The organism is Methylibium sp. (assembly GCF_035762065.1).
In the GTDB taxonomy this organism is placed as follows: Bacteria; Pseudomonadota; Gammaproteobacteria; order Burkholderiales; family Burkholderiaceae_C; genus Methylibium.
Window position 1 is genome coordinate 1 of sequence record NZ_DASTPW010000033.1, and the last position, 17,831, is coordinate 17,831.

General features: G+C 69.7%; 20 protein-coding genes. 12 read left to right on the forward strand and 8 right to left on the reverse strand.

The features are described from left to right. The 3 genes from pilO to pilM form a co-directional block, all read right to left on the reverse strand. Positions 1 to 621 (reverse strand): type IV pilus inner membrane component PilO (gene pilO / locus VFR90_RS08680; RefSeq protein ID WP_326405716.1); only part of this gene is annotated, 621 nt, incomplete at its 3' end. A gap of 9 nt (positions 622 to 630) precedes the next feature. Continuing rightward, a complete protein-coding gene (locus VFR90_RS08685; protein WP_326405717.1) occupies positions 631 to 1,269 on the reverse strand; it encodes a PilN domain-containing protein in 639 nt (212 codons plus the stop codon). Beyond that, a complete protein-coding gene (pilM, locus tag VFR90_RS08690; protein WP_326405762.1) occupies positions 1,266 to 2,324 on the reverse strand; it encodes a pilus assembly protein PilM in 1,059 nt (352 codons plus the stop codon). The genes VFR90_RS08685 and pilM overlap by 4 nt, the downstream gene beginning before the upstream one ends. 304 nt (positions 2,325 to 2,628) lie before the next feature. Here pilM and VFR90_RS08695 point away from each other — a divergent pair, with 304 nt between their 5' ends. Continuing rightward, positions 2,629 to 4,989, forward strand: coding sequence for a penicillin-binding protein 1A (locus VFR90_RS08695; protein WP_326405763.1), 2,361 nt, complete (start codon positions 2,629 to 2,631; stop codon positions 4,987 to 4,989). Between the two features lie 39 nt (positions 4,990 to 5,028). Here VFR90_RS08695 and cyaY read toward each other — a convergent pair whose 3' ends face one another. Then, on the reverse strand, positions 5,029 to 5,397 hold the full coding sequence (gene cyaY, locus VFR90_RS08700) for an iron donor protein CyaY (protein ID WP_326405718.1): 369 nt from the start codon (positions 5,395 to 5,397) through the stop codon (positions 5,029 to 5,031). A gap of 15 nt (positions 5,398 to 5,412) precedes the next feature. Here cyaY and lptM point away from each other — a divergent pair, with 15 nt between their 5' ends. From lptM to VFR90_RS08715, 3 genes are all read left to right on the forward strand, one after another. Then, on the forward strand, positions 5,413 to 5,595 hold the full coding sequence (gene lptM / locus VFR90_RS08705) for an LPS translocon maturation chaperone LptM (protein WP_326405719.1): 183 nt from the start codon (positions 5,413 to 5,415) through the stop codon (positions 5,593 to 5,595). Continuing rightward, entirely contained in the window at positions 5,592 to 6,872 is a 1,281-nt protein-coding gene (gene lysA / locus VFR90_RS08710; protein WP_326405720.1) for a diaminopimelate decarboxylase, read from the forward strand. The genes lptM and lysA overlap by 4 nt, the downstream gene beginning before the upstream one ends. A gap of 188 nt (positions 6,873 to 7,060) precedes the next feature. Next, positions 7,061 to 7,444, forward strand: coding sequence for a hypothetical protein (locus VFR90_RS08715; RefSeq protein WP_326405721.1), 384 nt, complete (start codon positions 7,061 to 7,063; stop codon positions 7,442 to 7,444). A 121-nt stretch (positions 7,445 to 7,565) separates the two neighbouring features. Here the strand turns inward: VFR90_RS08715 and VFR90_RS08720 are convergent, their stop codons facing one another. Both VFR90_RS08720 and VFR90_RS08725 read right to left on the reverse strand, forming a co-directional pair. Then, positions 7,566 to 8,345 carry a DUF3047 domain-containing protein gene (locus tag VFR90_RS08720; protein WP_326405722.1) on the reverse strand — a complete coding sequence of 260 codons (780 nt, stop codon included), beginning with the start codon at positions 8,343 to 8,345 and terminating at the stop codon, positions 7,566 to 7,568. A gap of 92 nt (positions 8,346 to 8,437) precedes the next feature. After that, positions 8,438 to 9,508 (reverse strand): porin, encoded by a 1,071-nt coding sequence (locus tag VFR90_RS08725; protein ID WP_326405723.1) that lies wholly within the window; start codon positions 9,506 to 9,508, stop codon positions 8,438 to 8,440. Positions 9,509 to 9,756: 248 nt separating this feature from the next. Here VFR90_RS08725 and coq7 point away from each other — a divergent pair, with 248 nt between their 5' ends. Beyond that, a complete protein-coding gene (coq7, locus tag VFR90_RS08730; RefSeq protein ID WP_326405724.1) occupies positions 9,757 to 10,407 on the forward strand; it encodes a 2-polyprenyl-3-methyl-6-methoxy-1,4-benzoquinone monooxygenase in 651 nt (216 codons plus the stop codon). 15 nt (positions 10,408 to 10,422) lie between these two features. On the opposite strand, the gene VFR90_RS08735 is transcribed toward coq7, so the two are convergent. Continuing rightward, the gene (locus VFR90_RS08735; RefSeq protein WP_326405725.1) at positions 10,423 to 10,845 is read right to left on the reverse strand and encodes an OsmC family protein; all 423 of its coding nucleotides are present in this window, start codon (positions 10,843 to 10,845) and stop codon (positions 10,423 to 10,425) included. A 285-nt stretch (positions 10,846 to 11,130) separates the two neighbouring features. Between VFR90_RS08735 and ilvA the strand changes: the two genes are divergently transcribed. After that, positions 11,131 to 12,705, forward strand: coding sequence for a threonine ammonia-lyase, biosynthetic (ilvA, locus tag VFR90_RS08740; RefSeq protein WP_326405726.1), 1,575 nt, complete (start codon positions 11,131 to 11,133; stop codon positions 12,703 to 12,705). Between the two features lie 83 nt (positions 12,706 to 12,788). Continuing rightward, positions 12,789 to 13,919 (forward strand): nicotinate-nucleotide--dimethylbenzimidazole phosphoribosyltransferase, encoded by a 1,131-nt coding sequence (locus VFR90_RS08745; RefSeq protein ID WP_326405727.1) that lies wholly within the window; start codon positions 12,789 to 12,791, stop codon positions 13,917 to 13,919. A gap of 15 nt (positions 13,920 to 13,934) precedes the next feature. Here the strand turns inward: VFR90_RS08745 and VFR90_RS08750 are convergent, their stop codons facing one another. Next, the gene (locus tag VFR90_RS08750; RefSeq protein WP_326405728.1) at positions 13,935 to 14,597 is read right to left on the reverse strand and encodes a hypothetical protein; all 663 of its coding nucleotides are present in this window, start codon (positions 14,595 to 14,597) and stop codon (positions 13,935 to 13,937) included. Positions 14,598 to 14,796: 199 nt separating this feature from the next. Here VFR90_RS08750 and gspG point away from each other — a divergent pair, with 199 nt between their 5' ends. From gspG to gspK, 5 genes are all read left to right on the forward strand, one after another. Beyond that, positions 14,797 to 15,210: a type II secretion system major pseudopilin GspG gene (gspG, locus tag VFR90_RS08755; protein ID WP_326405729.1), complete on the forward strand. Its 414-nt coding sequence runs from the start codon at positions 14,797 to 14,799 to the stop codon at positions 15,208 to 15,210. Further along, a complete protein-coding gene (locus VFR90_RS08760; RefSeq protein WP_326405730.1) occupies positions 15,185 to 15,697 on the forward strand; it encodes a prepilin-type N-terminal cleavage/methylation domain-containing protein in 513 nt (170 codons plus the stop codon). The genes gspG and VFR90_RS08760 overlap by 26 nt, the downstream gene beginning before the upstream one ends. Continuing rightward, positions 15,678 to 16,064, forward strand: coding sequence for a type II secretion system minor pseudopilin GspI (gspI, locus tag VFR90_RS08765; RefSeq protein ID WP_326405731.1), 387 nt, complete (start codon positions 15,678 to 15,680; stop codon positions 16,062 to 16,064). The genes VFR90_RS08760 and gspI overlap by 20 nt, the downstream gene beginning before the upstream one ends. Before the next feature lie 98 nt (positions 16,065 to 16,162). After that, entirely contained in the window at positions 16,163 to 16,768 is a 606-nt protein-coding gene (locus VFR90_RS08770; RefSeq protein ID WP_326405732.1) for a PulJ/GspJ family protein, read from the forward strand. 6 nt (positions 16,769 to 16,774) lie between these two features. After that, on the forward strand, positions 16,775 to 17,806 hold the full coding sequence (gene gspK / locus VFR90_RS08775) for a type II secretion system minor pseudopilin GspK (protein ID WP_326405733.1): 1,032 nt from the start codon (positions 16,775 to 16,777) through the stop codon (positions 17,804 to 17,806). Positions 17,807 to 17,831: the final 25 nt, after the last annotated feature.

Here is a 17,831-nt window from a genome sequence, read left to right on the forward strand (position 1 = left end):
ATCGAGGTAGCGATAAGTACGCGCGGTGGCCTCCATCGAGAGCACGCCGCCCTGATCCTTGCCGGAGCCGATGTTCATGTTGTGCAGCGTGACGATGCGCGACAGATTGGCGACGTCAGCCGCGAAGGACCCGATGTCGTGATAGCGCCCCGTCACGCGAATTGTGATGGGCAGCTCGGCGTAGTAGTCCTTCACGCTCACCTGACCGGGTCGGAACAGTTCGAACTGCAGGCCTCGACCGAGCCCTGCCTGGTTGATGTCGGACAGCAGCGCATCCATTTCGGCCTTGCCGGGCAGCTGCTTTTCGAGCTGCGTGACGTACTCCTGCACCTGGATCTTCTGCTTGCGCAGTTCGTTCAGGTTCACCGCCTGCGAAAGCTTCGAGCGGTATTCCTGACGCAGCCCGGGCTCCCGGTCGCGCTCGGCCTGCAGCTCGTCGCTGGTCGAAGAAAGCAAGCCGAACCAGCCACCGATCAGCACCAGCGCGACGATGCCGGCAAAGGCCGCTAGCTTCGGAAGCCAGGGCCACTGGCCGGGCTCATTGGGGTTCAGTCCGCGGAACTGGCCGACCGCGTCCTGGAAGACGGTCGTCAGATCGAAACTCATGTTCCTGGTCGCCATCGCGTCACCTCAGGAGCGCTTCACGGCGGGCGCCGAAGCAGCCCCGCCAGGAGTGGCCGGGATGCCGCCGTCTTGCTTCGCGCTTTCCGGCGAACGCTTCAAGCTCACGCGCACGCTGAACTCGAAGAGCCGCTTCTGCTCGCGCCCGGCGGTCACCAGATTCGCGGCCTTGATTTCGACGAGGTCGGGCTTCTCGAGCCAGGTCGAGCTGTAGGCGGTGTTGCGAAGGAATTCGGAGACGCGCTCGTTGGTCTGCGCGATGCCGGTGACGCCGACGACGTTGCCGTCCTGTTTGATCGTCGTCAGGTACACGCCTTCGGGCGTCTGCTTCACGAGCTCGTTCAGCAGGTGCACCGGCACGTTGCGATCGGCCTGCAGGTCCTCGACGGCCTTCTGCCGCGCCTTCAGGCTGTCGATCTCGGCCTTCAGCGTGGCGATGTCCTTGATCTGCTCTTCAAGCTTGGCGATCTCGGCGCGCAGGAAGGCGTTGCGCTCCTGCTGCGAAGTGATCATCTGCTGCAGCACCAGGTACCAGAGGCCCGCAAACACGAGCCCGACGACAAAGGAAACGCCGAGCCCCGCGTAGAAGGCTTTCTTGCGCCGCTGCCGTCGCTCCTCGCGGTGCGGCAGGAGGTTGATCAGGATCATGACAAGAACCTCCGCATCGCCAGACCGCAGGCGGTGAGGTAAGCGGGGGCCTCGCGACGCAGCTTGCTTTCGCGCACCGCGGAGCCGAGCTTCATGCCGTCGAAGGGGTTGACGACCATCGACGCGAAGCCGGTCAGCTCGGTCACGCGCTCCTTGAGGCCGGGCAGCGTCGCGGTGCCGCCGCCGAGCATCACGTAATGCACTTTGTGGTGCGGCGTGCTGGTGAAGAAGTACTGCAGCGCTCGGCCGATCTCCTGGGCGAGGCTGTCGACGAAGGGCACGAGCAGCGAGCTCTCGTAGTCCTCGGGCAGGTCGCTCGCCAGCTTCTTCTGTTCGGCCTCCTCGAACGAGAAGCCGTACTGGCGTGAAATCATCTGCGTGAGCTGCGAGCCACCGAAGGCCTGGTCGCGGTCGTAGAGCAGTTCCTCGTCGCGCAACACCTTCAAGCTGGTGGTCTCGGCGCCGATCTCGAACAGCGCGACCAGCGCATCGCGCCCCTCGTTGGGCAAGGCGCCGATGATCCGCGTCATCGCAAGGCGCGAGGCGTGCGATTCGATGTCGAGCACCACCGGCTTCAGGCCCGCCGCTTCGGCGAGGCCTTGGCGGTCCTGCACACGGTCCTTGCGCGACGCGGCGATCAGCACTTCGACGTCGCCGGCCGAGGCCGGACTCGGGCCGATCACGCAGAAGTCGAGGCTGACCTCGTCGAGCGAGAACGGGATGTACTGGTTGGCCTCGCTCTCGACCTGCAGTTCGAGTTCCTCCTCGCGCAGGCCGGCAGGCAGCATGATCTTCTTGGTGATGACCGCGGATTGCGGCATCGCCATCGCGACGCGCTTGGTTCGCGTGCCGCTCTTGCTGACGACGCGGCGCACGGCGTCGGCAACCTCGTCGAACTTCTCGATCTGGCCGTCGGAGATCCAGCCCTTCTCGAAGCTTTCGGTCGCGAAGCGCTCGACCACATAGCCGCCGGATCCGGATTGGCCCAGTTCGACGAGCTTGACGCTCGACGAGCTGATATCCAGTCCGACGAGCGGCATCTGCTTGCCTCCCATCAACCCGTCAAGAAAGCTCACGGTGGGCTCCCGGTCGCCGCTTCACGGCTGTAAAGAATTAAGAAGTCACTTAAATGCTAGCAGCAAGGTCCTTGCTTCATAAGGACTTCCTACCGCCTTGGACGCCGCGTTGCGATAGGGTCGTTGCAAACCGCACAGCGCCCTTCTCGCTCGAAGTGACGACGATGATGCAGTGGCTGCTCGCGCTGCTGCGAAGCGGGCGCGGACCCCATTTCTATAATCGTCAGCAATTCACGGCCGACTCATGAGCACTTCCGAAAACGGTGGCTCCACGCCACGCTGGATGGGCCGATGGTCCGCGCGCTTCGGCGCGCTGCACCCTGGCGTCCGCTGGCCGCTGCTGGTGCTTTCGTCGCTGCTGGGACTGAGCTTTGCGCTGGTGTTCTCAGCGCTGGTGCTCGCGGCGATTGCGCTGTCGGTGGCCTACCCCAACCTGCCCGAGATCAGCAGCCTCGCCGACTACCGGCCGAAGCTGCCGATGCGCATCTATTCCGCCGACGACGTGCTGATCGGCGAGTACGGCGAAGAGCGTCGCCAGTTCGCGCCGATCGGCGAGATCCCGAAGGTGATGCGTGAAGCGGTGCTCGCGATCGAGGACGCGCGCTTCTACCAGCACGGCGGCGTCGACTACATCGGCATCGTGCGCGCCGGTCTCGCCAACGTCGGCGAATCGCGCAGCCAGGGCGCCTCGACGATCACGATGCAGGTGGCGCGCAACTTCTACCTGCCGACCGAGAAGACGCTGTCGCGCAAGCTCTACGAGATCCTGCTCGCGCTGAAGATCGAGCGGCAGTTGACCAAGGACCAGATCCTCGAGGTCTACATGAACCAGATCTACCTCGGCCAGCGCGCCTACGGCTTCGCGGCCGCCGCGGAGATCTACTTCGGCAAGCCCTTGCGCGACATCAGCGCCGCCGAGGCCGCGATGCTCGCCGGCCTGCCGAAGGCACCTTCGAGCTTCAATCCGATCGCGAATCCGAAGCGCGCCGGCGTGCGCCAGCAATACATCATCGATCGCATGTACGAGAACGGCTTCCTCACCGAGGAGCAGGCCGAGGCGGCGCGCAAGGAGAAGCTCGTCTACCGCCGCAACATCCAGGTGCCGCTGCATGCCGAGCACGTGGCCGAGACGGCGCGCCAGCTGATCTACGGCCAGTACGGCGACAGTGCCTACACGCGTGGCCTGCACGTCTACACCAGCATCAGCGCGACCGAGCAGGAGACCGCGTACCGCGCGCTGCGCAAGGGCATCACCGACTACGAACGCCGACAGGTCTATCGCGGTCCCGAGGCCTACGTCGACCTGCCGGCCGACCCGAAGGCGCTCGACACGCGAGTCGCCGACGCGCTCGACGCGCATCCCGACAACGACGAGATCAAGGCGGCCGTCGTGCTCGAAGCGAACCCCAGGCAGGTGGTCGCCGCGCTGCACAGCGGCGACACGTTGACGATCACCGGCGAGGGCTTGAAGCCGGCGACCTCCGGCCTCGCGCCGAAGGGCAACCCGAAGACGGCGATCCGCCGCGGCGCGGTGATCCGCGTGATCGTGACCGGCAAGGACAAGGCCGGCAAGGAACTGTGGTCGATCACCCAGGTGCCCGAGGTCGAAGGTGCGTTCGTCTCGATGGATCCGCGCACCGGCGCGATCCGCTCGATGGTCGGCGGCTTCGACAACGCGAAGAGCCAGTTCAACCGCGTCACCCAGGCTTGGCGCCAGCCGGGTTCGAGCTTCAAGCCCTTCATCTACTCGGCCGCGTTGGAGAAGGGCTTCACGCCGGCCACGGTGATCAACGACGCGCCGCTGTTCTTCGACGCCGCCGCCACCGGCAGCCAGCCTTGGGAGCCGAAGAACTACGACGGCACCTTCGAAGGCCCGATGTCGATGCGCCGCGCGCTGGCCAAGTCGAAGAACATGGTGTCGATCCGCATCGTCGAGGCGATCGGAACCGCCTACGCGCAGAAGTGGATCGCGCGCTTCGGCTTCGACGCCGAGAAGCATCTCCCCTTCCTGCCGATGGCGCTGGGTACGGGATCGGTGACGCCACTGCAGATGGCCGCCGCTTATTCGGTGTTCGCCAACGGCGGCTACCGCGTCAACCCGGTGCTGGTGACGAAGATCACCGACGACAAGGGCCGCATCGTCACGCAGGTCGAGCCGGCGACGCTCGACGAATCGAGGCGCACGATCGACGCGCGCAACGCCTTCGTGACGAGCTCGCTGCTCCAGGAGGTGACGCGCAGCGGCACCGCCGCGCGGGCCCAGGCCACCCTTAAGCGCCCCGACCTCTACGGCAAGACCGGCACCACCAACGACTCGCAGGACACCTGGTTCGCCGGCTACACGAAGAACCTGGTCGGCGTCGTGTGGATCGGCTACGACCAGCCCCGCAAGCTCGGCGATCGCGAAACCGGCGGGGGCCTGTCGTTGCCGGTGTGGATCGACTACATGAGCTTTGCGCTGAAGAACACGAAGCCCGACGAGATCAAGCCGCCCGCCGAAGGGCTGATGAACGTCGGCGGCGAGTGGTACTACGAAGAGCACGGCCCCGGCCACGGCGTCGCGAGCCTCGGCCTTGACGTTCAGGCTCCGCCCGCAGCGACCGAGGACGAGCGCAAGGGCATCCTCGATCTGTTCAAGAACTGAGACCGGCGGCGAAGGGCGAGGCGCCGCAGCGGCTCGTCGTCATGCCTCGAAGTGCAGTGTCTTGCCGGCCTGCTCGCTCGCGCAGCGCGACAGCACTGCGAAGAACTCGTCGCCGGTCTTGGTGTCGAGCCAGCGTCCGCCGACGCGCCGGTAGTGGAAGCCGCCACCGCGCGCCGCCAGCCAGATCTCCTGCAGCGGCGGCTGCGTATTGACGACGATCTTGCTGCCGCCCGGGAAGCTCATCTCGAGCAGGCCGCCGGTGCGCGCGCCGTCGATGTCGACCACGTCATCCTGTAGCCAGCGATCGATCTGAGCTTCGATCGATGCGAGCAGGCTGCGCGCGAGCGCGTGATAGTCGGCATCGCTCAGCGCGTCGGCTTCGGCAGGGGCGTTCGGCGAAAAGCTCATTCTTAGAATTCGGCGATGAAGAAGACGAGGCGCGTGCGGATGCACGGAATTCTAGGGAGCGGCTTGACCGCGTTCGTGGTGGGTGCATCGGCGCTGCTCGTCGTCACCGGCTGCGGCCAGAAGGGCCCGCTGGTGCTGGCGCCGGCCGCGAAAGCCGCGTCGGCTCCGGCCGCCCCGGCGAGTGGGGCGGTGCGATGAACACGCTGCCCGGCGACCCGCACATCCACTACCGCGAAGGCCGGCTGTTCATCGGTGGCATCGCAGCCGACGACCTCGCCGCGCGCTTCGGCACGCCGCTGTACGCCTACTCGCGCGGCGCGATGCTCGCGGCGCTCGCGCCCTACCAGCGCGCGCTCGCCGGACGCGAGCACCTGATCTGCTACGCGATGAAGGCGAACTCGAACCTCGCCGTGCTGCAGACCTTCGCCGAAGCCGGCTGCGGCTTCGACATCGTCTCCGGCGGCGAGCTCGAGCGCGTGCTCGCGGCCGGCGGCGACGCGGCCAAGACCGTCTTCTCCGGCCTCGGCAAGACGCGCGCGGAGATGCGCCGCGCGTTTGAAGCCGGCGTGCACGGCTTCAACGTGGAGAGCGAAGCCGAGCTGGAGGTGCTGAGCGACGTCGCGACCTCGCTCGGCAAGACCGCGTCGATCAGCTTGCGCGTCAACCCCGACGTCGATGCGAAGACGCATCCCTACATCTCCACCGGGCTGAAGGGCAACAAGTTCGGCATCGCGCACGACCGCGCGGTCGCGGTGTACCGCCGCGCGGCCGCGCTGCCCGGCCTCGAGGTCGTCGGCATCGACTGCCACATCGGCTCGCAGATCACCGACGCCGGGCCCTACCTCGACGCGCTCGAACGCATGCTGGATCTGGTCGAAGCCGTCGAGGCCGAGGGCCTGCGCATCCGCCACCTCGACCTCGGCGGCGGCATCGGCGTGCGCTACACCGACGAGACGCCCCTGGACGTCGAAGCGCTGATCCGCCGCTTGGTCGCGCGCATCGACGCACGCGGCCACGGGCATCGGCGGCTGATGTTCGAGCCGGGCCGCTCGCTGGTCGCGGAGGCCGGCGTGCTGATCACCGAGGTGCTGTACCTGAAGCCGGGCGACGCGAAGAACTTCTGCGTCGTCGACGCCGCGATGAACGACCTGATGCGCCCGGCGATGTACCAGGCGACGATGGGCATCGTGCCGTGCACGCTGCGCGACGGCGAGCCGCTGCGCTACGACGTGGTCGGCCCCGTCTGCGAGTCGGGCGACTGGCTCGGCCGAGACCGCATGCTGGCTGCGGCCGCCGGCGACCGCCTCGCGATCCTCGCCGCCGGCGCCTACGGCATGTCGATGGCCAGCAACTACAACAGCCGCGCGCGCGCGGCCGAAGTGATGGTCGAGGGGGAGCGCGCGACGCTCGTGCGCGAGCGCGAGTCGGTGGCCGAGCTGTTTCGCGGCGAGACGCTGCTGCCCCGCGGCGGATGAGCCGGCAGGCTCAACCCAGCTTCGCGCCCGACGCTCTCACCACCGTCGCCGCTGCTTCGTTTCAGCGTCGCTGAAGCCGGCGAGGGCCGCGCTCGGCATGCCGCCGGGTGTCGCGCCTTGCGCGAGCAGGCGCGCCGGCAGCTTCGCCGCTGCGCCGCCTTGGCAACGCAGGGGCTGAGCGGCTCCCGGTGATCGACGCTCACCTGGAAGTCGCTTGCAAGCCGGTTCGTCTTGACCGCGACAAGGTAGATCCGCGTGCACGCCGGCACGTCGAGCGTGATGCTGCGCACTTCCTGCAGGCCAGCGCCGCCGGGCGGCGCCTGCACTCGCACCACGCGCGTCCCGGGATCGACCAGCACCGGGTCGCTCGCGGTGGAGCGGCCGTCGACATCGAGGACGACCACCGGGTAGGTGTCGATCCGCGCGAAGAAATAGCGCCGGCCGGTGAGCTGCGAGTACTCGGTGGTCGCGCAGCCGGCAAGCACGGCGGCGAGAAGCGCGACGGCAGCGGACCCAAGGCGTGGATGCATCGCGCACTCCTGGACGACAGCCGAGGCGGGCGACGGTCGTAGGCGCGACGCGCCGACGGCGCTCGTGCGCGCCGAGTCCTTCGGCACGAGCTTCAGCCGCTGCCGTCGAGCGGGGCTGCCGGTCCGATGCCGCGGGACAACGATCGCATCGCCGCGGCCTCGATCAGGGCGGTCGCGCGGCGCCCGGGCCGTCGGCCGCGATGAAGCAGACCGGGCCGTAGGCGGCCTGGGCGCGGCTCGCGGTGTTGTCGGCGTCGGTCATCAGCGCCACGCCGATCAACGCTCCCGGCGCCTCGCCGTAGGCACGCCGGTAGTCGGCCGCGATGTCGCGCTCGTGCAGACGCCAGCGGCCGAGCTGCTCGGCACCGGACTCGACGACGATCTTGCGCACCCGGCCCGTGCGGCTGTTGACGACGACGCTGTCGAGCGGCGCCTGCGCGTCCCAGACATACATCAGGGTCGCGAACGGCGGGCGTTCGCCGCCCAGGGTTTCGGCCAGGTCGAACAGGAGCCGGTCGCGTTCGCCGAGCCGGCGCGCATCGCCGTCGAAGGCAAGGACGATGCGCGCCGGCGCGTCTTCGGTGTCGCGGCCGCGCACGTCTCCGTCGGCGATCAACGCCGGCACGCGCCACGAAAAGCGCAGGCGCGCGAACTGCGCCGGCTCGAGGCGCAGCTTGTGCCGCACGAGGCTGGCGGAGCGGTCGGCCTGCGCGCGCACCACCGGGCGGCCATCCTCGGCCGGCGCGACGGCATAGCGCGTCGCGCGCTTGCCGGGCAGCGTCTGCGGCTGCCACTCAGCGACGCAGCCCGCCGGCAGCGCTGCGAGCAGCCCGCCGGGATCGACCATCGCCGGCTCGGGCGGCGCCGTGGCGCATCCGGCCGATGCGATCAACGCACTGGCTGTCAGCCAGGCGCGCAGACCAGGTGTCTTGATGCTTTTCAAGGTGCTCGCGTGCCGCGGCGCCGGATCGCGACGCCTCATGAAAAAGGGCACCCCGAGGGGTGCCCTTGTCACGCGGGAACCTTCGAGCCGGATCAGAAGGTGTGGGCGACGCCGAGCAGCGTGATTTCGCGCTTCGCGGTGAAATTGCGCGTCGCATCGACGCCACCCGGATTTTCCCCATCACGCTGAGTAACGGCCGAGTAGAGCGTCGTGCGCTTGCTCAGCGGATAACGCACCGAGACGCCGTACTTCTGCTGGTCGGCACCCGCGCCACTGACGAGGTCGTAGTCGACGTTGGTGTACTGCGCACGAAGTTGAAGTACGCCGATCGGGACGAGCACACCGACGTTCCAAGCTTGTTGGTCGCGCACCGCTGTGGCGGCCAACGGCGCCGTTACGTTGTTGCTCCCGACATCTGTGGCGTCTTGATAGCCTGCGAACAAGGTCGCGAAGCCGAAGTTGTAGTTGGCACCGACGTTGATGACTTTGTTGTACGGGTCGGAGAAGACGCCAAAGCTGTCGTACTCCTCGTACCCCACTGCCACTTTCAGCGGACCGGCGCTGTAAGAAGCCATGATTCCCTGGTAACGAGCGTTCGCCCCTTCGCCGGCGCCAACCATCGCTTGCACCTGGAAGCCGCCAAAGTTCGGGGTGATGTAAGTCGCGGTGTTGTCTACGCGCTGGCCGAAGGTCTGGAACAGCTGGCGGCCACCGCCAACGCCTTCGTCCACCTTCAGTTCGCCGATACCCGAGGCGTCGGTGTAGCCAGCGTTGATCAAGCGCGAGATCGTCTCCTGGCGGCCTAGACGTACATCGCCAAGGCTCGTTGAACCAAGGGCGACGTAGGCCTGACGGTTAAAAAACTTCGCGTTGTCGCCAGCAGCACCCGTGTCGGTGCGGAAGCCCGACTCAAGCACGAAATAAGCCTTCAGGCCACTGCCAAGGTCCTCCGTGCCGCGCAGACCCCAACGCGAGCCGCCAATGCCGGAGTTGTCGCCGCCGTCGTTCATCAGCCATCTTTCGTCGCCCCCTCCGACGGCATCGCCCGGCTTCGAATAGGTGGCGTTGACTTCGGCCCGGCCGTACAGCGTGACCGACGATTGCGCCGCTGCGGCGCCTGCGAACGACGCGAGCACCGCGAGAGCGATCATTGACTTCTTCATTCGAACCATCTCCTGGGAGTGTTGATAGCGAGGCTCCGGCTGCGACGACTTGCGCAAGCACGGACGAGCTGCTTTTCGCAGACCGGACGGATTGCACCAGAGGCAGTGGCGCGCCGGCTAGAGTCGCCCCAGCACTTGCCCTGCTTCTGTTGCCGTGGGACAACTCGCGGCCCGTCGTTTCGCGTTTCATCGTCCCGACACGCCGATACGCCGGCGTCGTCCCGACGTCCTGAGCCAGGAAGGCCAAGATGCACCCGTTTCCCACCGAGACCCCCCGCTCCAGCGACCGCCTGCTGGGTTCCCTCGACCGCGCCTTGCGCACGCTGCTCGCACGGCCAAGCGCGGCGCGCGCGCGGCCGCGGGCGGCCGTGGAAGCGGCGCCCTTGTCGGAGGAGGATCGGGCGCTGTCGGGCGCGCTGATGCGCGTCAACCACGTCGGCGAGATCTGCGCACAGGCGCTGTACGACGCGCAGGCGCTGAGCACGCGCGATGCACAGCTGGCCGCGCGCTTCGAGGCCGCCGGCCGCGAGGAGACCGATCACCTCGCGTGGACGGCCGAGCGGCTCGACGAGCTCGGCGCGCGGCCGAGCCTGCTCAACCCGCTGTGGTACGCGGGCGCCTTCGGGCTCGGGCTGGTCGCGGGCCGGCTCGGCGATCGCGCGAGCCTGGGCTTTCTCGTCGAGACCGAACGGCAGGTCGAGCAGCACCTGGCCGGGCACCTCGACCGGCTGCCCGCGGCCGACACGGCGTCGCGCGCCATCGTCGAGGCCATGCGCCTCGACGAGGCACGCCATGCGCAGGACGCCGAAGCGGCCGGCGCCTCGCCGCTGCCGGCCCCGGCGCGCTGGGCGATGCGCGCCGGCGCGAAGCTGATGACCACCGTCGCGCACCGCATCTGACGCGGCGGCGCGGGCTCAGACTTCGATCAGCTCGAAGCCCGTCGTCATTTCGGCGGTCTTCGCGAGCATCGCGCTGGCCGAGCAGTAGCGCTCGTGCGCCAGCTGCACGGCGCGTTCGACCGCGGCCGCCGGCACGCCACGGCCCCGGACGACGAAGCCCATGTGGATCCTGGTGAAGACCTTCGGGTCGGTCGTCGCTCGCTCGGCGTCGAGCTTGACCTCGCAGCCGCGCACGTCGTGGCGGCCGCGCTTCAAGATCAGCACGACGTCGTAGGCGATGCACGCGCCGGTGCCGGCGAGCACGGTTTCCATCGGCCGCGGCGCGAGGTTGCGGCCGCCGCCTTCGGGCGCACCGTCCATCGCGATCAGGTGGCCGCTGCCGGTCTCGGCGTTGAAGGCCATGCCGACCTCGGGCTGCCAGCGAACGGTGCACTCCATGCTCGTCTCCTCGTGAGGCGCGATTCTGGCGCTGCGTGCCGGCCGCCGCTGACTCGCAGGACGTGCCGGCCGCGCATGAAGACATGACCGAAGGTTTGTTGCGACGCCACATCGGGCCGTCTACCATCGCGGCCATCGATCGACGCTCCGGCGCGGTCGGCCGCTTGTCTCCTCCACCCCAAGGTGGATTCGGCCCGAAGCCTCACGGCTTCGGGCCTTTTTCATGGGTGCGGCATGCCGGGGCGGCCACTTATGATCGCGCCCTTTTCCCTGGGGAGGGCTTCGATGGCACGCGCCGCAGCGCAGACCGTAGCGCGCCGCACGCGCGCATCGAACGGGCGTCGCAAGCCGATCGGCGACTACCTCGAGCGCATCCTCACCGCGCGCGTCTACGACGTCGCGCAGGAAACGGCGCTGCAGTTCGCGCCTTCGCTTTCGGGCCGGCTCGGCCATACGGTGCTGCTCAAGCGCGAGGACGAGCAGCCGGTGTTCAGCTTCAAGCTGCGCGGCGCCTACAACAAGATGGCGCGGCTGTCCGAGGCGCAGCTGGCACGCGGCGTCATCTGCGCCTCGGCCGGCAACCACGCGCAAGGCGTCGCGCTGGCGGCGCAGCGCCTGGGTTGCCGCGCGACCATCGTGATGCCGGTGACGACGCCGCAGCTCAAGGTCGACGCGGTGCGCGGCCGCGGCGCCAAGGTCGTGCTGCACGGCGAGAGCTATTCCGACGCCTACGCCCACGCGCGCGCGCTCGAGAAGAAGCAGCGCGCCACCTTCGTCCACCCCTTCGACGACCCCGACGTGATCGCCGGCCAAGGCACGATCGCGATGGAGATCCTGCGCCAGCACCCGGGGCCGATCGACGCGGTGTTCGTCGCGGTCGGCGGCGGCGGGCTGATCTCGGGCGTCGCCGCCTACATCAAGTCGCTGCGGCCGGAGATCAAGGTGATCGGCGTGCAGACGACCGATTCCGACGCGATGGCCCGCTCGGTGAAGGCGGGCAAGCGGGTCACGCTGAAGGATGTCGGCCTGTTCGCCGACGGCACCGCGGTCAAGCTGGTCGGCGAGGAAACCTTCCGGCTGACCCGCGCGCTGGTCGACGGCTTCGAGATCGTTGACACCGACGCCGTGTGCGCCGCGATCAAGGACGTCTTCGAGGACACCCGCTCGGTGCTCGAGCCCTCGGGCGCGATGGGCGTCGCGGCGGTCAAGCAGTACGCGCAGCGCACCGGCGGCGCGGGCCGGACCTTCGTCGCGGTGACCTGCGGCGCGAACATGAACTTCGACCGCCTGCGCTTCGTCGCCGAGCGCGCCGAGGTCGGCGAAGCGCGCGAGGCCCTGTTCGCGGTGACGCTGCCCGAGGAGCGCGGTTCGTTCAAGCGGCTGTGCGCGCTGATCGGCCCGCGCAGCGTCACCGAGTTCGACTACCGGATCTCGGACGCGAGCATCGCCCACGTCTTCGTCGGCCTTGCGATCTCGCAGCGCGGCGAGTCGGCCGAGATCGCCGCGCGCTTCGAAGCGCACGGATTCGCCGCGATCGACATGACGCACGACGAGCTCGCGAAGACGCACGTGCGCCACCTGGTCGGCGGGCGCTCCGAACTGGCGCGCGACGAGCGGCTGTTCCGCTTCGTCTTCCCCGAGCGGCCGGGCGCGCTGATGCGCTTCCTGTCCGAGCTGCATCCCGACTGGAACATCAGCCTCTTCCACTACCGCCACCAAGGCGGCGATCACGGCCGCATCCTGGTGGGCCTGCAGGTGCCACGCGGCGCCCAGGGCGCCTTGCGTGACTTCCTGAGCACGCTCGGCTACCCGGCGGTCGAGGAGACGCGCAACCCGGTCTACCGGCTGTTCCTGCGCTAAAGGCACACTTCGCGTCTCTCGCGTTTACCCGTAGCCACGGCTGCGCCGGCTTACGGCACCGCCATCCAACGCTCTGCACCGCCATGGCCGTCCAACGCTCGCTGATCGCTCCCACCAACCACCCGCGCCTCGAAGAAGCGCTGCGGCAGAAGCTGCACCGCCGCGCCGAGACGGCCGGCAGCCTCGGCGAGCTCGAGCCGCTCGCGGTGCGGCTGGGCCTGATCCAGAACACGCTGAAGCCGCGGCTGAAATCGCCGCAGCTGCTGGTGTTCGCCGGCGACCACGGCATCGTCGTCGAGGGCCTGACGCCGCCGGGCGACTCCACCGTCACCCAGGTGCTGCACCTGCTGCAGGGCCGCCTGCCGATGGCGGTGTTCTCGTTCATCCAGGGCATGGGGCTGACGATCGTCGATGCCGGCCTCGCCGAGCCGATGAACCCGCACCCGAGCCTGCTGCAGCGCAAGATCGGCTTCGGCACCCGCAACGCCAAGGTCACCAGCGCGATGTCGGTCGACCAGGCGCACGCGGCGATCCGCGCCGGGATGGAGATCGGCGACACGCTGTCCGGCAACGCCCTCGCCTGCGCGGCGATCGGCATCGGCTCGCAGGAGAGCGCGGCGCTGGTGATCTCGCGGCTGGCCGACGTCCCGGTGCGCGACCTCGGCGTTTCCGGCCCCGACATCACGCCCGAAGCCGAGCGCAAGCTGCTCGAGGTGCTGGAAGCCGCGCTCGCCCGCCACCGCGACGTGACCGACCCGGTCGAGGTGCTTGCCGCCTTCGGCGGTTTCGAGATCGCGATGCTCGTCGGCGCGATGCTGGTCGCGGCGAGCAAGCGCCACCTGATCATGGTCGATGGCCTGCCGGCCTGTGCCGCGCTGCTGGTCGCCGCGCGCATTGCCGCGCCGGTCACCGACTACGTCGTGTTCTGCCGCAGCCACAGCCACCAGGGGCTGGACCACGCGCTCGCGCTGTTTCGCGCCAGCGCGCTGCTCGAACTCGGCATGGAGAGCACCGACGGCACCGGCGCCACCCTGGCCTGGCCGTTGATCCACAGCGCCGCGGCGCTGCTGACCGAAGTCGCGGAGGGCGACGAGCCCGGCGCCACCAACGTCGGCCCGGCCACCTCGACGCCGAGCGTCAGCCCGGCGGACATCCCGACGCTGGAGGCGGCGGTCGAGGAAGCCCCCGTCGTCGCGCAGAGCAGCCGGCCCTGACCGGGGCCGGCGCGCTCAGCGCCGCGTCGAGGGATCGTTGAGCGGGTCTTGCGGCTGGGCCGCGGGCGGCAGGTTCGCGCCACCACCACCCAGCGAAGGGTCCGGGTTGCCCGAAGGCGGCAAGGTCGGCGCGATCGGCGGTGCCGCCACGCCGGGTGCCGGCGGCACCGGCGGCGCATACGGCGGCGGGCTCGCGGGCAAGGTGCCTGCGCCGAGGATCGATTGCGTGCTGGGCAGGTTGCCGGTGGCCGGCAGCGCCGGGGCCGGCAGTTCGAGCTTGACCGCCGCGGCGCCTTGCGCCGGCCCGATCGACGCGCTGCGCTTCGCGACCGACTGGAGCACCAGCGACTGATCGACCCGCGCGCCGACCCGGTAGGCGCGCGGCGGCTTGTCGTCGATGGAGATCAGCGCGACGCCCTGGCCGGCCTCGGCGCTCCCGGGCGCCATCACGCCGACGAGCTTGAAGCGCGCGGCGAGCCCGGGCTCGACCGGCGTGTCGGCCGCGACCGGTGCGGTCGCGAAGAGCCGGGCGATGTCGCCGCGCTGCGCGGCGCTCATCGAGACCGATTGCGCCTGGCTGGGCACCGGCCGCGGGGTGATGACCAGCCGCAAGCCCCAGTAGGCGGCGCAGGCCGCGGCGACGGCCCAGACGAAGAAGGCGACGAGCCGTGCAGACATCGACGAAGTTTATGATGGCCCTCGCCGCCTTCGAGCCCCGAGCGCGCCCTGGCCGGCCCCACGAACAAATCCTTGCCATTCGCCCTGCGGCAACCCCGCCGCGGGCGCATCCTCGCTTCGATCCATGCGCCTTACCGCCCCTTCGCATCGCCTCCCTCCGCGCGCCGCATGCGGCTTCGGCAGCCGTGCGGCGCCCGGCATGCACCTGCGCCCGGGCTTCACGCTGATCGAGCTGATGGTCGTGCTGGTGATCATCGGCGTGCTGGCTGCGCTGATCGTCCCGAACGTGCTGAACCGGGCCGACGACGCCCGCGTCACCGCCGCGAAGACCGACGTCAACAACCTGATGCAGTCGCTCAAGCTCTACCGGCTGGACAACCAGCGCTATCCGACCGCAGACCAGGGCCTGCAGGCGCTGGTCGCGAAGCCGGGCACCGGCCCGATTCCGCCGAACTGGAAGCCCTACCTCGAGAAGTTGCCGAAGGACCCCTGGGGCTCGCCTTACCAATACGTGAACCCGGGCGTGAAGGGCGAGATCGACGTCTTCAGCTTCGGTGCCGACGGCCAGGCCGGCGGCGAGGGCCTCAATGCGGACGTCGGCTCCTGGCAGTAGGCGGGCTGGCGGCCATGGCGCGCGCCGCCCGGCCGGCTTCACGCTGATCGAGCTGCTCGTGGTGGTCGCGCTGATCGCGATCGCTTCGGCCGCCGCGACGCTCGCGTTGCGCGACCCGGCCTCGACGCAGCTCGAGCGCGAAGCGGCGCGGCTGGCGGCGCTGCTTGAAAGCGCGCGCACCGAAGCACGGGCAGCGGGCCTCGCGGTGGTCTGGGTGCCGAATGCCGACCCGGCCGCCGCCGCGTTCCGCTTCGTCGGCCTGCCGGCGAACTCCGGGCTGCCCGAGCGCTGGCTGACGCCGGGTGTCGTCGCCGAGGTGCGCGACGACCGTGGCCCGGCGCGCGGCGTGGTGCTCGGCCCGGAACCCTTGATCGGCGCCCAGACCATCGTGCTGCGGCTCGACGAGCAGCGCATCGCGCTCGCGACCGATGGCCTCGGCCCCTTCGGGCCGGTCACCGAGGCCGGCGATGGCGCCGTCGCGCGCTGAACAGCGCCCGCGCGCCGAGCGCGGCCTGACGCTGATCGAGGTGCTGGTCGCGCTGACGATCGTCGCGGTCGCGCTGGCCGCGGGCATCAAGGCTTCGGGTGCGCTTACCTCCAGCGCGCAGCGGCTGACCGACATCACCGCCGCCCAGTGGTGCGCCGACAACCAGCTGACCGCGATGAAGCTGATGAAGCAGTTCCCCGGCGTCGGCGACACCGAGTTCCTGTGCGAAGAGTTGGGCGTCACCTACCGCGGCCGCATGATCGTGCGGCCGACGCCGAACCCGAACTTCCGCCGTGCCGATGCGGTCGTCGCCGATGCCGACGGCCGGCCGGTGCTGACGCTGTCGACCGTGCTGGCGCGCTACTGATGTCCCCCCCCCGTTGCGGCTTCGCCGCTCTCTGCCGAAGGGGCGCCGGTGGCGGTCCGGCAAAGCCGGCCCGAGGCGGCCACTCGTGCGGCCGCGCCATGCGAGGTTTCACACTTGTCGAGGTGCTGGTCGCGCTGCTGATCCTTGCCGTCGTCGCCGCGATGGCGTGGCAGGGCATCGACGCGATGCTGCGCAGCCGCGAGATCGCCGCGCAGCGCGTCGACCGGCAGCTGCGGCTGCAGACGGTGATCGCGCAGTGGGAGACCGACCTGCAGGAAGTGCAGGACACCGGCGTGGTGCCGGCGCTGCAGTTCGACGGCGCCAGCCTGCGTCTGACGCGCCGCTCGGCGCAGGGGATGCAGCTGGTCGTGTGGTCGTTGCGCGGCGACAGCGTGACGCGCTGGGCCGGGCCGGTCGTCACCCGCTCGCAGGCCTTGTCCGACCAGTGGATGCAGTCGCAGCAGCTGCTCGGCAACGAGCCCGGCTCGCTGCGCGCGCTCACTGGCGTGGGCGCCTGGCAGCTCTACCTGTGGCGGGGCAACGCATGGTCGAACGCGCAGTCGAGCGCGGACACCGCGACCACCAGCGCCGGCAACCTGCGCCAGCTGCTGCCCAGTGGCGTGCGGCTCGTGCTGGCCTTCACCGAAGGCAGCGGCCTGGCCGGCACCCTGACCCGCGACGTGCGGCTCGCGCCGACCAGCTGAGCCGCGATGGGCCGCCCTTCCCGTTCCGAGCGCGGCGCCGCGCTGCTGACCGCGATGGTGATCGTCACGCTGGTCGCGACGCTCGCCGCGGCGATGGTCTGGCAGCAGTGGCGTGCGGTGCAGGTCGAGGCCGCCGAGCGCGCCCGCGCGCAGGCCCAGTGGATCCTCACCGGCGCGATCGACTGGGCCCGGCTGATCCTGCGTGAGGACGCCCGCACCGGCGGCGCCGATCACCTGGGCGAGCCCTGGGCGGTGCCGCTGGCCGAGGCCAAGCTGTCGACCTTCCTCGCCGCCGACAAGGACAACACCGACGATGCGCCCGAAGCCTTCCTGTCCGGCTCGATCGCCGACGTGACCGGCCGCTACAACCTGCGCCACCTGATCGAGGCGACCACGCCGGTGGCCGAGCTCGCCGAGCAGAAAACGCTGCAGTCGATGTTCGAGGCGGCGGGCGTGTCGGGCGACCTGGCCGCGCGGGTCGCCGCCGGCCTGCGCCAGGCCGCGCCGATCGCCCCCACGGCGCCGGCCGCACCCGGTGCGCCGGCCGATGCCGCGAGCGGGACGATCGTGGTGGCGTCCTCGACCGCCGCCCGCGGCGATGCGCCGCTGCTGCCCGAACGCATCGACCAGCTCGTCTGGCTCGGCGTCGACCCGGCGTCGATCGCGCTGCTCGAGCCCTACCTGACGCTGCTGCCGGTGAGGACGCCGGTCAACGTGAACACCGCGCCGAAGGAAGTGCTGGCCGGCGTGCTGGGCATCGACCTGTCGTCGGCCGAACGCATCGTGCAGGCGCGCCAGCGCAAACACTTCCGCAACATCGGCGAGCTGCAGCAGCTGCTGCCGCAGGGCACGCCGCCGCCGGGCTCCGACCGGCTGTCGACCAGTTCCAGCTTCTTCGAGGTGCGCGGCCGGCTGCGGCTCGACGACCGCATCGTCGAGGAGCGCGCGCTGGTGGAGCGGCGCAACCTCGAGATCGTGCCGCTGCGGCGGCAGCGCGTCGCCGGCATCGAGGCGCTCGGTTCCGAAGCCTCGCGGTAACGCAAAGAACTCGATGTAAGTCCTT

What these genes read in the sequence shown, in the direction of transcription:
- lptM (WP_326405719.1), top strand. Translation starts at nt 5,413, where the DNA reads ATGAAGAAGACGAGGCGCGTGCGGATGCACGGAATTCTAGGGAGCGGC.
- ilvA (WP_326405726.1), top strand. Translation starts at nt 11,131, where the DNA reads ATGGCACGCGCCGCAGCGCAGACCGTAGCGCGCCGCACGCGCGCATCG.
- VFR90_RS08735 (WP_326405725.1), bottom strand. Translation starts at nt 10,845, where the DNA reads ATGGAGTGCACCGTTCGCTGGCAGCCCGAGGTCGGCATGGCCTTCAAC.
- VFR90_RS08685 (WP_326405717.1), bottom strand. Translation starts at nt 1,269, where the DNA reads ATGATCCTGATCAACCTCCTGCCGCACCGCGAGGAGCGACGGCAGCGG.
- VFR90_RS08760 (WP_326405730.1), top strand. Translation starts at nt 15,185, where the DNA reads ATGCGGACGTCGGCTCCTGGCAGTAGGCGGGCTGGCGGCCATGGCGCG.
- VFR90_RS08770 (WP_326405732.1), top strand. Translation starts at nt 16,163, where the DNA reads ATGCGAGGTTTCACACTTGTCGAGGTGCTGGTCGCGCTGCTGATCCTT.
- VFR90_RS08725 (WP_326405723.1), bottom strand. Translation starts at nt 9,508, where the DNA reads ATGAAGAAGTCAATGATCGCTCTCGCGGTGCTCGCGTCGTTCGCAGGC.
- gspG (WP_326405729.1), top strand. Translation starts at nt 14,797, where the DNA reads ATGCACCTGCGCCCGGGCTTCACGCTGATCGAGCTGATGGTCGTGCTG.
- coq7 (WP_326405724.1), top strand. Translation starts at nt 9,757, where the DNA reads ATGCACCCGTTTCCCACCGAGACCCCCCGCTCCAGCGACCGCCTGCTG.
- VFR90_RS08695 (WP_326405763.1), top strand. Translation starts at nt 2,629, where the DNA reads ATGGGCCGATGGTCCGCGCGCTTCGGCGCGCTGCACCCTGGCGTCCGC.
- pilM (WP_326405762.1), bottom strand. Translation starts at nt 2,324, where the DNA reads ATGGGAGGCAAGCAGATGCCGCTCGTCGGACTGGATATCAGCTCGTCG.
- lysA (WP_326405720.1), top strand. Translation starts at nt 5,592, where the DNA reads ATGAACACGCTGCCCGGCGACCCGCACATCCACTACCGCGAAGGCCGG.
- cyaY (WP_326405718.1), bottom strand. Translation starts at nt 5,397, where the DNA reads ATGAGCTTTTCGCCGAACGCCCCTGCCGAAGCCGACGCGCTGAGCGAT.
- gspI (WP_326405731.1), top strand. Translation starts at nt 15,678, where the DNA reads ATGGCGCCGTCGCGCGCTGAACAGCGCCCGCGCGCCGAGCGCGGCCTG.
- VFR90_RS08750 (WP_326405728.1), bottom strand. Translation starts at nt 14,597, where the DNA reads ATGTCTGCACGGCTCGTCGCCTTCTTCGTCTGGGCCGTCGCCGCGGCC.
- VFR90_RS08745 (WP_326405727.1), top strand. Translation starts at nt 12,789, where the DNA reads ATGGCCGTCCAACGCTCGCTGATCGCTCCCACCAACCACCCGCGCCTC.
- gspK (WP_326405733.1), top strand. Translation starts at nt 16,775, where the DNA reads ATGGGCCGCCCTTCCCGTTCCGAGCGCGGCGCCGCGCTGCTGACCGCG.